The 16314-nt window shown below is 69.5% G+C and carries 10 protein-coding genes and 1 pseudogene; 4 read left to right on the forward strand and 7 right to left on the reverse strand.

What is annotated here, in order from left to right:
- Nucleotides 1-144 precede the first annotated feature (144 nt).
- Both ACGFZN_RS39555 and ACGFZN_RS39560 read left to right on the forward strand, forming a co-directional pair.
- Complete coding sequence (locus ACGFZN_RS39555; RefSeq protein WP_393863334.1) at nt 145-1506, forward strand: HNH endonuclease; 1362 nt, start codon at nt 145-147, stop codon at nt 1504-1506.
- A gap of 40 nt (nt 1507-1546) precedes the next feature.
- The gene (locus ACGFZN_RS39560) at nt 1547-1915 is read left to right on the forward strand and encodes a hypothetical protein (protein ID WP_393863335.1); all 369 of its coding nucleotides are present in this window, start codon (nt 1547-1549) and stop codon (nt 1913-1915) included.
- A 22-nt stretch (nt 1916-1937) separates the two neighbouring features.
- Here the strand turns inward: ACGFZN_RS39560 and ACGFZN_RS39565 are convergent.
- Together ACGFZN_RS39565 and ACGFZN_RS39570 are read right to left on the reverse strand one after the other, a co-directional pair.
- Nucleotides 1938-3816, reverse strand: a pseudogene (locus ACGFZN_RS39565) (DNA/RNA helicase domain-containing protein).
- 359 nt (nt 3817-4175) lie between these two features.
- Nucleotides 4176-6089, reverse strand: a complete 1914-nt coding sequence (locus ACGFZN_RS39570; RefSeq protein ID WP_393863336.1) for an adenylyl cyclase — start codon at nt 6087-6089, stop codon at nt 4176-4178.
- 512 nt (nt 6090-6601) lie between these two features.
- On the opposite strand from ACGFZN_RS39570, the gene ACGFZN_RS39575 reads away from it, so the two are divergent.
- Nucleotides 6602-7516: a YceI family protein gene (locus ACGFZN_RS39575; RefSeq protein ID WP_393863337.1), complete on the forward strand. Its 915-nt coding sequence runs from the start codon at nt 6602-6604 to the stop codon at nt 7514-7516.
- A gap of 144 nt (nt 7517-7660) precedes the next feature.
- Here the strand turns inward: ACGFZN_RS39575 and ACGFZN_RS39580 are convergent, their stop codons facing one another.
- The 5 genes from ACGFZN_RS39580 to ACGFZN_RS39600 form a co-directional block, all read right to left on the reverse strand.
- Nucleotides 7661-9559 carry a discoidin domain-containing protein gene (locus tag ACGFZN_RS39580; RefSeq protein WP_393863338.1) on the reverse strand — a complete coding sequence of 633 codons (1899 nt, stop codon included), beginning with the start codon at nt 9557-9559 and terminating at the stop codon, nt 7661-7663.
- A gap of 471 nt (nt 9560-10030) precedes the next feature.
- Nucleotides 10031-11398: a GH1 family beta-glucosidase gene (locus tag ACGFZN_RS39585; RefSeq protein WP_393863339.1), complete on the reverse strand. Its 1368-nt coding sequence runs from the start codon at nt 11396-11398 to the stop codon at nt 10031-10033.
- Nucleotides 11399-11436: 38 nt separating this feature from the next.
- Nucleotides 11437-12276: a carbohydrate ABC transporter permease gene (locus tag ACGFZN_RS39590; RefSeq protein WP_393863346.1), complete on the reverse strand. Its 840-nt coding sequence runs from the start codon at nt 12274-12276 to the stop codon at nt 11437-11439.
- Between the two features lie 34 nt (nt 12277-12310).
- Nucleotides 12311-13300, reverse strand: a complete 990-nt coding sequence (locus tag ACGFZN_RS39595; RefSeq protein WP_393863340.1) for a carbohydrate ABC transporter permease — start codon at nt 13298-13300, stop codon at nt 12311-12313.
- Nucleotides 13301-13308: 8 nt separating this feature from the next.
- Nucleotides 13309-14625: an ABC transporter substrate-binding protein gene (locus ACGFZN_RS39600; RefSeq protein WP_393863341.1), complete on the reverse strand. Its 1317-nt coding sequence runs from the start codon at nt 14623-14625 to the stop codon at nt 13309-13311.
- 222 nt (nt 14626-14847) lie between these two features.
- Here ACGFZN_RS39600 and ACGFZN_RS39605 point away from each other — a divergent pair, with 222 nt between their 5' ends.
- A complete protein-coding gene (locus ACGFZN_RS39605) occupies nt 14848-16140 on the forward strand; it encodes an ROK family protein (protein ID WP_393863342.1) in 1293 nt (430 codons plus the stop codon).
- The last annotated feature ends 174 nt before the right edge of the window (nt 16141-16314 follow it).

The raw sequence follows: 16314 nt of genomic DNA on the forward strand, positions 1-16314 counted from the left end.
GGACCAAGACCGCCGACGAGATCCTTAAGTCCCTCGCCGACTACCTCGCGAGGATCACCCCACCCAACAGCCAAACCAAGACCGACTAACCCTCGTGATTTCTGGCGCAGCACACTAGGCGAGGAGGCGGATACTCTGACCGCCTTGTACCCGGACGGGATCGCTCGCCTGTGGGGCTCCACTCCGACGACGCAAGCCAACAACGAAAAAGCGAGAGCTCTGCGGAATCGCCGTGTCGGCGACGACGTGCTCTTTTACGCGGAGAACCATTTCATCGCTCGCGCCCGCATCCTTCATCTGTTCAACAGCAGGTCCGTGGCACAAAAGGTCTGGGGAAGCAACGAGGATCAGGCCACATGGGAACACATCATGGCTCTGGGGGAAATCGAGGAGTTCCCCACCCCGGTCCTTGCCGCGCCGGTGCTACGCCAACTCGACGTACCAGTACCGCTGCGGAGCCTTACCCTGCGGTCAGCCGAGAAATACAGGGGTATGGTCCAACTTCTACCGAGGAAGCGACAACTGGCCCCTCCCCGGCCTCCGGCGCAACGCCCAGCCAAGTCTCCGGAGCTCACCGCAACGGGATTGCTGGATCGGATCGGCTCCCTCAACACCCATCGTCACTCCGAGAGCAAGGCTCCCAGCCGTCACCAACCGTTGGCTCTCCTCTGGGCGGTGTCCCGGATCGCAGCAGGCAAGCCGCGCCTGGCGCCCTGGTCCTGTTTTCGCGACGAGGTAAGCCCTCTGCTGACCCAATTCGGACTGCCCAGTTCCAAGGTCACCCCTGAGTATCCCTTCTGGCACCTGCAGCGCAGTGGCCTTTGGGAGGTCCACGGGATACGCAGCGACGCCGGCGCCATGCCGCAGGTGGGCATCTTCAACAGCGTCCAGCCCGTCGCAGGCCTGACCCATGCAAGCGCGGAGCTGCTGAAGGACCCTCTTACGCGCCTCGAAGCCGTGGCCAAACTGTGCAGTACATACCTTGACGATGTCGATCAGCGCGAGCTGCTCAGTCAGGTGGGCCTCGCTGGATACACCTCGGCCGATGGCCTGCTCGATGATGACGAGGATGGCCACGGCGGGAAGAGCGCCGCGGCGGAGCAAGCGACCGGCCCGACCGCCCGCCGGGAATCCACCTCCTCGCGACTGGTTCGCAACGCCGCGATCGCCAACCAGGTCAAGGAACTGTACGGCCATGCCTGCCAGGTATGCGAGACCCGGCTCCAGTACAAACGCAGGCCCTACAGTGAGGCTGCCCACATCCGCGGCCTCGGGACTCCGCATGACGGCCCGGACGAACTGTCGAACCTGCTCTGCCTGTGCCCCAACCACCACGTTCTCTTCGACGGTCTTGAGATCTACATCGACGTTGACGGCTTCGTGCGGCACACGCATGGAGGTGATTCCCTGGGGCGCCTTCACCGACGCACCGACCATCAGATCAATGAGGAATATCTGCACTATCACCGGGCCCTCTGCGAATTCAACAGAACTGCACAGCAATAACGCTTCACGCAGGTGCCAGGTGGAATTCGGAGGACAGGGCATGGCGAGCGACGAAGCAGAACTCAAGTTCCACGACGACATGCGCAGGGGCGCCGAGCGCCTCAAGCGTGAGATCGGCTACAACCCGACACGGTTCACGCAAATGTTGGGGGAACTGGGCGGAGTAGGAGCGGCCAAGCAACTCCTACGCGGTGGAAACGCCTCCGACGGGTTCGCCACGCTGTGGGAAAGTGGCCGCCTTGAGCTGAGCGTTGAGGCTTTCGTCCTCCTGCCATGGTATCGGCACCTCTTCGAGGACCATCACTTGGAGACGGCTCGGTACCGGCTCAGCGAACACGGATTCGATGTAGACCGCTTCCTACGCAGAGCCCAGCAGGATCGGCCTGGCTGGGCTTCTGCCAACACCTGAGTACCTGGACGCGGTCCGGCCGTCAGGCGGGCACCGCCTCCCGTGCCACCCCACCCGCCAGTTCCCGCAGCTTCTCCCGCGTCTCCGGGTCTGTCGAGTACACGATCGTGCCGATCATGCCGCGGGTCAGCAGCACCTTGTAGGTGTTGCGGATGAGGCGGTCGACGTCGGCGTCTGAGGTCGACTTCTTGAAGACCGGGTCCTTGGACGCCGTTCGGTCCGTGACCCAGTGGTCGCCGCGCCACACCAGGTCGGGACCGATGATCACGCCGGACCAGTCGTACTCGAAGCCCTGGGCGGTGTACACGCAGCCGACCTGGCCGAAGCCGGCCGGGTCGGTGGCCCACAGGGCGGACGGCGGGGCGCCGGAGACGGAGCGCTCGCCGCGCAGGTTCCACGGTCGGGCCCAGTCGCCGATGACCACGTCGGCCGGGAGCGGGTCGCCGGGTTTGGGTTCCGGGGACCAGGGCCAGCAGTATCCGGCGGACACGTGTGCGCCGTAGCCCTGGGCTCTGCGGGCCTGAAGGAACGCCTCCATCTCCTCGGGGCTGTCGGCGACCAGGAGCTGCATGCGGTCGTCGGGTTCCCAGACCACCGGGCCACCAGGCTGGAGACCGAGGAGACGCACCACCCAGCGCAGGTAGGCGTCGCTTCCGCCACAGCGGAACTGGCTGTCCAGCGGCACGACATGACACTCGAGACCCTTGGCGGCCGCGGCCGCCTTGATGTCCTCGACGGTGCCCATCTCGCCGGGGCGCACCACCTGGTGCTCGTCGAGGAGGAAGACGGGAATGCGGGCGACGTCGGTGAGTTCGTCGATCTGTCGCTTGCCGGTTCGGTGGGCCGCCGGAGTGTAGCGGTTGGCCGAGGTCTCGCGGATCCGGTGAGCCTCGTCGCAGATCAGGCCGTCCAGGGCGTTCTTCTCGGCCGTCATGAAGCTGTTGAAGTACTTGAACAGTTCCTGCACCTCGCGCTTGCGCGTGCCGGCGACCTTGCGCATGGTCTTGGTGAACGACTGGGAGCCAGTCGCGTGCAGGGCGGGGACGCCCTGCCGGTACAGCTCCCCCAGCAAGGAGAGCGCGATGACGCTCTTGCCGGTACCAGGGCCGCCGGTGACGACCACTATCTCCTTGTGGTCGGACTGCTTGGCCTTGCGGACTGCGTTCAGCACCAGGCGGTACGCGACCTGCTGCTCGTCCAGGAGCACGAACTGCTGGCGCTCGCGCACCTCCTGGGCCGCGACCGACATCAGCTGCTTCGACGGGACCGTCTTGCCAGCCTGAAGCTCGTCAGCCGCGCGAGCGCCCGGTACTGAGCTTGGCGCGGAGGTGGGCGATGAACTCGCCGCGTCGCTCGCCCGTGAACATCTGGCCGCGGTCGTCGAGTTCGATCGCACGCAGACCGCTCACGCCGAACTCAGTGGCGTTGTGCAGGTACGCCACGCCGCTGACCCGGCCCGGGTGCTCGGCGACCGCGCCGTTGAAGTTGACGAGGTACTCGCAGTAGCGGCGAACCTGCTCGATGGGGTTGAGGACAGGGTGTGCGTAGGCGTCGATCCGGCACAGTGCCGGGTCGTCCTCGTCCGGCTCCGCCTGGCTCCACTGCTTCAGTTCGACGACCACGTACGACGGCTCGCCCGTGGTGGGGTGTACTCCGGCGAGCACGGCGTCGACGCGCTTGCTGTTCAGCGGGAGGGCGTACTCCAGCATCACCTCCACCTCACCGAGTCCCGCGTCGTTGAGTACGCCCGCCAGTGCGGGGATGCTCCGCTCCCAGGACCGGACCTCGGAGGCGCCGGGGCGGTATCCGTGCATGTGGACGAACTGCTCGGTGAGGTGGAGGTACAGCGAACTGTCCAGCGCTCTGGCGGCGATCGTTTGTGCGGACTCGCGGAACAGCAAGGACTTCCCCCAGGCAGCACGAAGTAGCTCGCGCGGGTGGGGGCATGTCCTTCGAGACTCCACCGAGGTGGAGCGGAAGCCCGTCGGGCCGCTATGACGATGTGATCAAGAATACCTGGCTGTCGTTTGGTGGGAGGCGGTGATCGACCTTCGTGCGATGTCAGCTGCCCAGCTCGTCTGCTCTACCCGCACCCGATCCACCTCAGTTCCCACTCCCCACCCGCGACCTTGTCCACACTCGACTGCGGCAGCCCCGGTAGGGGCTTGTCACCTTGTTCCAGTCAGCCGGGTACGCGTCCCCGAGGGGAAGACGGTGTGGGCGGAGTGATCCATGTGGGCGTCACTGCCTGCGGCGCAGGTCAGACCGTGCCGACGCCGTTCGCGTACGACTTCATGTTGTAGGTTCCGAAACCGTTCTCGACGGGGTCACCCGTGTTGTTGATGCAGTGCAGGATGCCGCCGCCGCCCGGGCCGTTGAGGCAGACGGTCATCAGGGAGGTGAAGACGACGCCCGGGGTGTCGGGGACCTCGTAGGCGCGGTCGGTGTAGATGTTCGCGTTGAGGTTGAAGTAGGCGTAGCTGCCCAGGCCCCAGGCGTGGTGGTCGGTGACGTGGTCGCCGACCTTGTAGGCGGCGAAGCCGTTGGTGTCGCCGTGTCTCCAGGCCGACTGGGTCGGGACGTCGTAGGGGTGCTCGTTCTGGAAGAAGTAGGTGCGGCCCTGGTTGCCGTTCCAGAGCACCTCGTAGTTCTGGTGGTGCTCGACGAACAGGCCGTAGGTGGTGACTCGGTCGCCGTTGACGAGGAAGCCGACGCCCGCCGGGTTGACCGACCAGCCGACCGTGCCGTCGAGGCCGTGGTCGGCGCGCCAGGCCCAGACGTGGTCGACGATCACGTCGTTGCTGTCGATCTGGACGCTGACTTCGGTGCCGCCGGGGACGGCGCCGCCGATGCGCGGGAAGATGTCGAAGAGCGCGGTGGGCTGGTGTGCGTGGCTCCTGCGGGTGTGGCCGTCGCCTACGCGCAGCAGCACGGGGGAATGGGCGGAGGCGGCCTCCAGGATCACGCCGGCCACGGAGACGTCACCGATGTCGGCGACCTCGATGAGCGAGTTGCCCTTGACGGCCTGAAGGGTGGCCAGACCGAGGCCGAGGACGACGGTGCCGGGCCGGGTTACCCGCAGCGGCGCGGACAGCGGGTAGATGCCCGGGGTGAGCAGGAGATGCTTGCCGTGAGCGAGCGCCGCGTTGATGCTCGCGGCGGAGTCCCCCGGCTGTGCGACGTGGAACTCGGTCAGCGGGATGCTGTGGCCGGCGGCCCGCCCGCCGGCCCAGGAGGTGCCGGTGCTGTTGCGGCGCAGCGCGGGCACGAAGACGTGATAGGCCCCGTGCCGGTCCACGGTCAGGAACGGCTTCTCCCGGACCACCGGGGTGCGGTCCACGGTCGTGTACGGCGGGGTGGGGAAGGACGTGGCGGGTGCGCCCTGCACGCCGACGAAGACCATGTTCCAGTTGGCGCCGGTCCAACTGCCGATGGTGTCGTTGCGCGACAGCCACTGCTGCTGCGAGCCGGAGTTGATCTGGCCGTCCACCACGCTGTCGGCCAGGAAGCCGCCGCTGGACCACCCGTTGCCGGGCGGGCTCGGCATGAGGATCATGTCGCCCTTGACGTGGACGCGGCGCATCGGGCCGGCCTGGGCGACGGCCCAGCGCTCCAGCCCGTCCGGCGGCACGATGGTCAGGTTCTCGGCGGCCCGCCAGAAGTCCTGGGTGCCGTTGCCGTCGAACCACTGGGCGTCGACGGTCACATGACCGTTGATCACGACGTCCTCGGGGCTGTCGCCGAGCCCCAGTACGTGGGTGTAGAAGCCGACGTTGATCTCGACGTTGTACGTGCCCGGCTTGAAGGCCAGGGCGTACCGCTCGGTGCCGAACTGGTTGGACTCCTGGACGGCGAACACGGCGTCGATCTGCGCCTGGATCGCCGCGTCGCCCATCGAGGGGTCGAAGACCAGGACATTCCGCCCCAGGCCGGCCGTCCCGTGGCCTGCGGCGCCGTGGCCGCCCGAGCCGGCGGCGGAGGCGGGGGACGACGCGAAGGCGGATCCTGCGGTTGCGCCGGCCAGCGGCAGCGCTGCGGCGGCGGCCGCCGCCCCGCGGAGCACGGTACGGCGAGAGGGAATCACGGACACGGCTCTCCCTGAACGTGGTGGGCAAACGGGGCCGCGGCTGGTCCTCAACCGCGAGAGAGCGCTCTCAGCCTGGGAGTGAATCATCGCCGGTATGCAGCGTCAATAAGTCTGCACCAATAAGGGGTTCGAGCAGTGCCGGGCGGTCGGCTGCCATGGTGGCCCCAGCGCGAAGACCGCGCCTGACCACCTCTCATCCGCCCGAACGGAAGCCGATCCCCTCGGTCTCGGCCCCTGCACCACACGCCTGCGCAACTGTGTCGCGGCGTCGAATGCGTGCGTCGCGTGAGGGAACGGGGAGCCCCATGTGAAGCGCGTGGCGCTTCAGGTGCTGTTCGCCACAGCAGTGCTGCAAAGCGCCGGAGCCGAGAAGTCGCGACACGGCCCGCACATACGGCATCTCAGGTGGTCGCACGCGCGGCATGAGGTTGCTTTACGTCGCTCGGGTCGAAGAAGGTCCCCTCACGCTCTGTCTTATGATCGTTGAATAGTTGATCTCATCGCGTCTGCAACCAGTCTCGGATGGGTCTTGGCGACCGCACACGCCGACAACTGCGCGCGCCTCGCCGTAGTGACACATGTGAAGAAAGGTGAACAGCATGGCCCTCGGACTGCTCCGACGTCGGCGTTCCCGCAGCGCTGCCGATGCCGCGCCGGGCCTCTCGATCCCCCTGCCCGCCGGGGCGGGCGCCTACGGCTGCGAGGTCGTGGATCCCATGGGTCAGCCCATGGGCGGCGCCGAGATCACGGTGACCGCAGTGGACAGCCACCGCGTCGCCGCCCGCGGAACCACCGATCCGTACGGGTTGTTCATGGCGACGCTGCCGCCGGGCTCCTACAGCGTGATGACCACGGCAGAGGGACTGACACCGGCCCGCACGAGTGTCGACATAGCCGCCGGGGTCGTCCTCCCACCGGCGCGCATCTCCCTGCTGCCCGCCCGTCAGCTGGAACTCCCGCCGCCCGGCAGCTGGTTGTTCGATCCCCCGCACACCGCGATCCGGTTCATCGCCAAGCACGTGGGTATGGCCCACGTCCACGGCCGTTTCACCCGTTTCGACGGCGGCATCCGCATCGGACCGGACGTGGCCGACTCCCAGGTCTCGGTGCGCATCGACGCCTCCAGCATCACCACGGGCAACAAAACCCGTGACAACCACCTGCGTTCGGCGGACTTCCTCGACATCGAGCACTATCCGTACATCGACTTCACCAGCACCCGGTTCGTCTACCGCGGTGGCTCCAAGTGGACGCTGCACGGCACGCTCACCATGCACGGCACCAGCCGATCCGTGGCCCTGGACACGACGTACCTGGGCACCGTGAACGGCGGTTACGACCAGGAACTCCGCTGCGCGGCACTGGCGAAGACGGAACTGCACCGCGAGGACTTCACCCTCAACTGGCGCTCGATGCTCGCACGCGGCATCGCGGTCGTCGGACCGACCGTGCAGCTGGAGCTGGACGTCCAGGCGATGTACCGCACCCCCGAGACCCCCACGCCGCCGGAGTAGGCGCCTCCGGCACCGGCGGTGCGACGGCCGCGCAGCTGCGGCCGTCGCACGACCTCCCTCCGGGCTATCCGCCCGCCATCCGACGGGCCGTCAGCCGCCGGCTCGGTGATGGGGCGGCGACCGGCCCTGTCCGCCGTCGACCCCTCACCCCTTCTGCTCCACTCGCACCCAGTCCACCTCCGCCTGCACTCCCCCGGCGGCGATCTTGTCGACGCTCGACTGGGGGAGGCCCCAGTAGGGGCTGGTGGCCTTGTTCCAGCCGGCCGGATAGGCGCCGCCCAGGGCCAGGTTGAGGATGACGTACTGGTTGTGGTCGTAGACCCACTGGCCGCGCGTGGACTCCAGGACGTTGCGGGTGGTCTCCTGGACCAGGCGGTCGTCGACGTAGAAGCGCAGGGCCGTCGGGGTCCATTCGACGGCGTAGGTGTGCCACTGGTCCGCCGTGCCGCCGTTCGGGTACGTCTGGCGGGCACCGATGTTGCCGTCGGCCGAGTAGCCGGGGCCGTGCAGGGCGGTGCTGGTCCAGTCCGGGTAGCCGATGTTCTCCATGATGTCGGTCTCGCCGGAGGCCGGCCAGGACACGGACGGGTCGTCCACGTTGGAGCCGAGCAGCCAGAAGGCGGGCCAGAAACCGTCGCCGACCGGGAGTTTCATACGGGCGCTGACCCGGCCGTAGGTGAAGTCGACGTGGGTGTGGGTGTCGATGCGGCCCGAGGTGAAGTCGTAGGTGCCGCCGCCGGCCTGGGTGCAGCCCTTGCAGTACTTGGCGTGCAGGATCAGCTCGCCGCCCGCGACGCGGACGTTGTCGGGTGAGTCGACGTACGCCTGCGACTCGCCGTTGACCGGACCCATCTCGGTGCCGGTGCGCACCACCCGCCACTTGGAGCGGTCGAGCGCGGTGCCGGTGAAGTCGTCGAAGAACGTGGTGCGGTAGGTGCCGGACTGGTCGGCGGGGAGGGCCGGGTAGGCGGCGGACGCGCTGCCGCCGGTGCCCCACACCTGGAACTCGTAGAGGGAGTAGCCGAACTGGGCGGTGGCGGGCGCGGGGTTGTAGAAGGAGCGGCGTTCCTTGCCGAGCACGCGGACGTAGCGGGCGGTCACGGGTGAGGGCAGCTTGACGGTGTCGTGCAGTCCCGCCGCGTCGGAGGGGGAGGCGACGTCGGCGCGGCGGGCGGCGACGTCCGCCGACGACGGTTCGTAGACCGTCTGCCAGGCCCGGTTGTCGGTCGACACCTGCAGCAGGTAGTCGACCGCGTACGCCGACTCCCAGTACAGGTCCACGCTGTCGACGGTGGACTGCGCGCCGAGGTCCACCGACACCCAGCGGTCCGCGTTCCAGTCGCTCGACCAGCGGCTGGTGTCCCCCTTGAGGTCGGCCGGCCAGCCGCCGTCGGTGACGTAGGCCGGTGAATGGCCCGCGTCCTGGTAGTAGTTCGAGAAGGCGGGGTGGTGCAGCGCGAGGTTGGTGCGGGTCGTGGAGGCGGGCGCGGGTTCACCGCCGTAGACCTTGAAGTTCCAGAGTGAGTAGCCGTAGGGGGTGGCTCGTTCCAGTCCGCGCATGCGTACGTAGCGGCCCACCACGTCCTGTGGGTATGTGTGCGCGGTGACCGAGCCGCCGGTGCCCGCGGTCTCGGTGTAGAAGGGCGTCCAGTCGGTGCCGTTCTTCGACACCTCCAGGACGTAGCGCTTGCCGTAGGCGGCCTCCCAGTCCAGGACGACGTGGTCGATCCGGATCGTGGAGCCGAGGTCGATCTCGATCCAGGCGTTGTCGTCGAAGTCGCTGGACCAGCGGGTGGAGCCGTTGCCGTCGAAGGCGAGGCCGGGTGCGGTGCCGGCGTTCTCGCTGCCGGAGGCGGTCACGGCGGCGGGGTTCACCGCGTAGGCGGAGGCCGCGCGGTCGGTGTCCCAGCTGACGGCGGCGGGGGCCGCGGAGGCAGGGGCGGTCAGGAGGGGGCCGCCGGTGCACAGCAGGGCCGTGGCGGCCAGGGTGGCGAGCAAGGTGCGGGGGATGCGAGGGGCTCGATGGGCTCGATGGGCTGACATGCGGGTCTCCTCGTGGGGTGGAGGTACCGGTCGTCGTGTGTCGCGCGCATGACATTCAGGGGGAGGGTCGGGTCGGTTCGGTTCGGGCCAGGGGTGTCCCAGGACCGGTGGGCACGCGCTCCCCTCCCGCGCCCACCGGCCGACCGGGCCGGGCGCCGGCCGCCAGGTGCCGGGCGACTTTCGCTCAGCGCGCCCGGCGGATCCGGCTCAGGGCCGACCAGCGGATCGGGCTCACGCCGCCCGGTGGATCCGGCTCAAGACCACCCGGCGGTCCCGGACCCAAGACGGCCCGGCGGGCCCGGCCCAAGACCACCCAGCGGATCGGGCTCAGGTCCGCCCGGCGGATCCGGCCCAAGACCACCCAGCAAATCCGGCTCAGGTCCGCCCAGCGCATCCGGTTCACGCCACCCGGCGGCCCCGGGCCCAAGACCACCCAGCGGCCTCGGCCCAAGACCGCCCGGCGGCGCCGCCTCACGCCGCCCGGCGGGTCTGGCGGCCGCGGTGGACGCGGACGATGTCCGCGTACCGGTGGCCGCTGCCCTTGATGGTGCGGACCTGGGTGCGGTAGTCGACGTGGACCAGGCCGAAGCGCTTGTCGTAGCCGTACGCCCACTCGAAGTTGTCCAGCAGGGACCAGGCGAAGTAGCCGGCGAGCGGGGCGCCCCTGCGGGCGGCCGAGGCGCAGGCGGCCAGGTGGCGCTCCAGGTAGTCCTGGCGTTCGGGGTCGTCCACGCTGCCGTCGGGGCGGACCACGTCGGGGAACGCGGAGCCGTTCTCGGTGACGTAGATCCTGCGGGCGCCGTACTCCTCCGTCAGCCGCAGCAGCAGGGTCTCGATGCCGCTCGCGTCGATCTCCCAGTCCATGCCGGTGCGCGGGACGCCCTCGCGGCGCACCGCGCGGACGTACGGCGCCGGGCCGTCGGGGGCGTCGGCGACGTACGCCGGGAAGTAGTAGTTCAGGCCCAGCCAGTCCAGGGGGGCGGCGATCGTCGCCAAGTCGCCGTCCTGGAGCGGGAGTTCCACGCCGTAGGTTTCGATCATGTCGGCCGGGAAGCCGCGGCCGTGCACCGGGTCGAGCCACCAGCGGTTGACGTGGCCGTCGTGGCGGCGGGCGGCCGCGAGGTCCTCGGGGCGGTCGGTGGCCGGGTGCACGGTGGAGAGGTTGTTGACGATGCCGACCTGGGCGTCGGGGGCGGCGGCGCGGATGGCCTGGGTGGCGAGGCCGTGGCCGAGGAGGAGGTGGACCGAGGCGCGTACGGCGGCCGTGAGGTCCGTCCAGCCGGGGGCCATCGTCCCCTCCAGGTGGCCGATCCAGGCCGAGCAGCTGGGCTCGTTGAGGGTGGCCCAGAGCTTGACGCGGTCGCCGAGGCGGGCGGCGACGGCCGAGGCGTACTCGGCGAGCGCGTGGGCGGTGTCGCGTTCGGGCCAGCCGCCGCGGTCCTGGAGCGCCTGCGGCAGGTCCCAGTGGTAGAGGGTGACGGACGGGGTGATGCCGGCGTCCAGCAGGGCGTCCACCACCTCGTCGTAGAAGTCGAGGCCCTTGGTGTTGACCTGGCCCGTGCCGCCGGGGATCACGCGTGGCCAGGCCACCGACATGCGGTAGGCGTTGACGCCCAGCCGGCGCATCAGGGCGATGTCCTCGCGCCAGCGGTGGTAGTGGTCGCAGGCGACGTCGCCGGTGTCGCCGTTCGCGACCTTCCCGGGGGTGTGGGAGAAGGTGTCCCAGATCGAGGGCGAGCGGCCGTCCTCGGCGACGGCTCCCTCGATCTGGTACGCCGCGGTGGCCGTGCCCCAGAGGAAGTCGTGCGGGAGTGCGGCGAGGTCGATGGGTTCGTACACGGAAGTCCCTTCGGGATCAGGGGTGTTGGTCACTCGGGTCACTTGACGGCGCCCGCCGTCAGACCGGCGACGAGGTAGCGCTGCAGGAGCAGGAAACCGGCGACCACGGGGACGCTGACGACCAGCGAGGCGGCCATGATCTGGTTCCAGTAGACGTTGTTGAGGGTGGAGTAGCCCTGGAGGCCGACGGCGAGGGTGCGGGTGGTGTCGTTGGTCATGACGGACGCGAAGAGGACTTCGCCCCACGCCGTCATGAAGGCGTAGACGGCGACCGCGACGATGCCGGGGATCGCGGCCGGCACGACGATCCTGAGCAGCGCGCCGAGCGGGCCGCAGCCGTCCACCAGCGCCGCCTCGTCCAGGTCGCGCGGCACCGAGTCGAAGTACCCGATGAGCATCCAGATGGAGAACGGCAGGGAGAAGGTCAGGTAGGTGAGGATCAGGCCGCCCCGGGAGCCGAACAGTGCGATGCCGGTGGCGTTGCCGATGTTGACGTAGATCAGGAACAGCGGCAGCAGGAAGAGGATGCCGGGGAACATCTGCGTCGACAGCACCGTGACCGTGAAGACGCGCTTGCCCCGGAAGTCGTAGCGGCTGACGGCGTACGCCGCGAACACCGCGATGACCACCGAGCAGAGCGTCGCCGAGCCCGCCACGATGAGCGAGTTGGTGAAGTACCGCGCCAGCGGGACCGTCGACCAGATGTCGATGTACGGCCGGATGGTCAGCCCGCTCGGCAGCCAGCGGAACTTGCCGGTGACGTCCGCCAGCGGCTTCAGCGAGCTGGAGACCATCACGTACACCGGGACCAGCACGAACCCGGTGAGCAGGGTGAGGAAGATCCGGCGGGACCACAGGAAGGAACGCGGCGGCGCCATCGGGGAGTTGCGCGTGGGCCGGGCGAGCGGCGGGCTAGACATCGGCGGCCCTCCGTCCGCGCGAGGTGAACAGCAGGTACGCGCCCGTCACGACGAGCAGGAAGAGCAGCAGCAGCACGGACATCGCGGAGCCGGTGCCGAAGTTCCAGGTGACGAAGGACGCCTGGTAGATGTGGACGGAGATGAGGTCGGCGGCCTCGGGGGCGGACTTGCCGAACAGCACGTACGGGGTGTTGAAGTCGTTGAAGGTCCACAGGAACAGGACGAGGACCAGCACCTGGTTGACCGGGCGCAGGGACGGCAGGGTGATGCGGCGGATCTGCTGCCACATCCCGGCGCCGTCCAGCGCGGCGGCCTCGTACAGCTCGCGCGGGATGTTCTGCAGTCCGGCCATCACGATGAGGAAGGCGAACGGCCAGCCCTTCCACACCGACACGGTCAGCAGGGCGTAGAAGCTGTTGTCGCCGATGAGCCAGAAGGACGGCTTGCCGGTGAGGTGCAGCTGGTCGTGCAGGACGTGGTTCACCAGGCCGTTGTCGTGCTGGAACATGAACACCCAGGTGATGACGGCCGCGTAGACGGGCAGCGCGTACGGCACCAGGAACAGCGCGCGCAGCAGGCCGCGGCCGCGGAAGGTGTCCTGCATGAAGAGGGCGGCGGCGGTGCCGATGAGCCAGCACAGGCCGACGGAGAGCAGGGTGAAGCCGACGGTGACGAAGAAGGAGTGCAGCAGGGCCTCGCCGACGGGCGCGTCGAAGTCCACCGACACCTTGTAGTTGCCGAGTCCGGACCAGGGGGCGGTGCCCCAGTCGCGGATGTAGAACTGGGTGAGTTCCTTGAAGCTCATCACGATGCCGATGACCATCGGCACCAGATGGACGAGGAGTTCGAGCAGCAGCGCGGGCAGGAGCAGCAGGTACGGCAGCGAGGCGCGGCGCAGCCGTCCGGCGCGGCGGCGGGGTTCGCGCGCCGCCGCGCCGGACGGTGCCTGCGTCACCGGCTCCTTGAAGGCGGTGGTCGTCATCGGCTCGCTCACGCCGCCGGCATCTGCTGCTGGGCCTTGGTCAGTGCGGCCTTGACCGTGTCGGTGGTGACGGCGCGTCCGGCTGCGGCGTCGGCGAACAGGTCCTTGACGGCTGTGCCGACCGCCGTCTCGAACTGCGACTCGGACGGGACCTGCGGCAGGGCGGCCGCGCTGGTGGCGAGGGTGGTCTTCAGCACGGCGTTCGCGGAGGCGCCGAACGCGGGGTCGGCCTGGGCGGACTTCACCGGCGGGATGGAGCTGTAGGCCTTGTTGAGGATCTTCTGCTCGTCGTCGGAGGTCATGAACTTCACGAACTTCGTGGCGCCGTCGAGGTTGTGGGTGTTCTTGAAGACGGCGATGTTGATGCCGGCGACCATCGAGTTGACCTGGGTGCCCGTGCCGGGTGTGCCGGAGATCACCGGTACGGGCGCGATGCCGTAGGCGTCCTCGCTCATGCCCTGGGACTTGAGGTTGGCGGCGGCCGACTGCCACAGCAGCATGGCCTGCTTGCCCTTGGCGAAGTCGCTGACGGACTGGTTCTGCGCGTACTCGGCGTCGCCGGCCGGTATGACCTTGTCCTTCGCCATCAGGTCGACGTAGGCCTTCACCGCGTCGACCACCTTGGGATTGGTGAAGTCGGGCTTGCCGTCGGCGGTGAAGAAGTCGGCGCCGCGCTGCTTGGCGAAGACGAAGACGTGGTGGATGTTCTCCGACAGGTTCGAACCCTCGGCGCCGAGCGGGGACTTGCCCTTGGCCTTGATCTTCTTGCCGTCGGCGACCAGTTCGTCCCAGGTGGCCGGCGGCTTGGCGATCCCGGCGTCGGCGAAGATCTTCTTGTTGTAGTAGAGCGCGTACGCCATCGAGTACAGCGGGACCGCGGCCGGGTCCTTGCCCTGGGCGCCGGTCGAGCCGAGCGCGGAGTCGACGAACCGGTCCTTGCCGCCGATCTTGTCGAAGTTCTTGGCGTCCCACGGCAGCAGCGCGCCGGTCGCCTGCAGCGAGGCGCTCCAGGTGTTGCCGATGTTCAGCACGTCCGGGCCCTGACCCGAGGTGGTCGCGGTGAGGATCCGGTTGAGCAGGTCGGACCAGGGCACGACCTCCAGCTTCACCTTGATCCCGGTCTGCTTCTGGAACTTGTCGAGTTCGGGCTGGAGGACCTGCTTGTCGACGGCGATGCTGGCGCCCTGGTTGGAGGCCCAGTACGTCAGCGTCTTCGGCGAGTCGTTGGACCCGCCGCCGCTGGACGAGCCGCCTCCGCAGGCCGTGGCCGCGAGGACGAGAGACAGGGTGACGGCGCCTGTGGCCGCGGCTCGGATGCTGCGCATGGCTCCTGGTGTCCCTTTCCGGGGGTCGAGAACCCCGAGGGTGCTGACGGAGGCCGGCACGGGTCGGACCCGTGGGACCCGTGCGGCCGCCGAACCCCCTCATGGCTTAATTTAGGACGTGAGTTAAACCTCAAGAGAAACGCTCGTCAAGAGATCCGGCAGCGGCAAACGGCCGAACGGGCCGGCAAAACGCGCAGAAATGCCGGAAACCGGGGAGGCCAGGTGGCAGCGGTGGGCGGCCGTACGGTACGTGACCTGCGGCGGGAGAGCCGGGGCGCCGTTCTGCAACGGTTGTATCTCGACGGGCCGATGAGCCGGCGCGCGCTGGGCCCGGCGACCGGTCTGAGTTCGGGCTCCGTCAGCAACGTCGTGAGCGGGCTGCTCGCCGACGGGCTGGTGGAGGAGGCCGGTGTGGTCGGCGCGGACGCGGGCCGCCCGCGCCGGCTGCTGCGGATACGGCCGGACAGCGGGCGGCTGATCGGGGTGGACGTCGGCGAGACCCGGGTGCGGGTGGAGCTGATCGACCTCGGCCTCACGGAGCTCGCCCGCGCGGACCGGCCGTTGGGGCCGCAGGGGTACGACATCGATGCCGTCGTCGGTCATGTCGCCGACGGCATCGCGGAGGTGCTCCGGACGGCCGGGCTCGCCCCCGGCGACCTGCTCGGCGCCGGCGTCGGCGTGCCCGGCATCGTCGAGGACGGCGGGCCGCGCGGCGCGGTGGTGCACGGGCAGACGGTCGGCTGGGACGGCGTACCGCTGGAACGGCTGCTGCGCGCCGCCGCCGGACTCCCGCCGCACGTCCCGTACTTCATCGAGAACGGCGCGAAGGCGGCGGGGCAGGCGGAGATGTGGTTCGGCGGCGGTCGCGGCGCCCGCAACGCCGTGGTGGTGCTCTTCGGTTCGGGCGTCGGTGCGTGCGTGGTCACGGAGGAGGCGGCGCAGGGGCGGGCGGTGGAGTGGGGGCATCTGACGGTACGGGTCGCGGGGCGCCGCTGCCGGTGCGGTGCGCTGGGCTGCCTGGAGGCGTACGCGGGGGCGTCGGCCCTGGTCGCCCGCTGGCGCGAGGCCGGCGGCCGGCCGTCGCCGGGCGCCGGGGAGGAGCAGGCCCTGACCGAACTGCTGGCGGCGGCACGGGGGGACGGGGGCGGGGGTGCGTGGCGTGCCGACCCGGTGGCTGTGGCGGTGCTCGCCGAGACCGCCGAGTATCTCGGTGCCGGGCTGTCGGACCTGATCAACCTCTTCCAGCCGGAGCGGGTGCTGATCGGCGGCTGGGCCGGGCTCCGGCTCGGCGACGCGTTCCTGGAGCAGGTCCGCGCCCACGCTCTGGCCCGGGCCCTGCGCCACCCCGCGGCCCGGGTGCGCATCGAACCGGGACGGCTGGGCCCGGACGCGGTGACCGTGGGGGCGGCGGTCCTTCCGCTGGCCGCGTTCTTCGCGGTCGGCGGGCACCGTGCCGCGCCCAAGGCGCCACCGGCACCGGCGTGGCGGGCGGTGGTGGAGGGGCGGTCCGTGTGAGAGGCCGGGCCCGCCGGGGTCAGTTGCGGTGACCGTAGGAACGACGGCGGTCCTTCCCCTGGCCGCGTTCTTCAGGGGCCGGCGGGCACCGTGCCGCGCCCAAGGCGCCACCGGCACCGGCGTGGCGGGCGGTGGTGGAGGGGCGGTCCGTGTGAGAGGCCGGGCCCGCCGGGG

This window comes from Streptomyces sp. NPDC048192 (assembly GCF_043202415.1).
GTDB lineage: Bacteria > Actinomycetota > Actinomycetes > Streptomycetales > Streptomycetaceae > Streptomyces.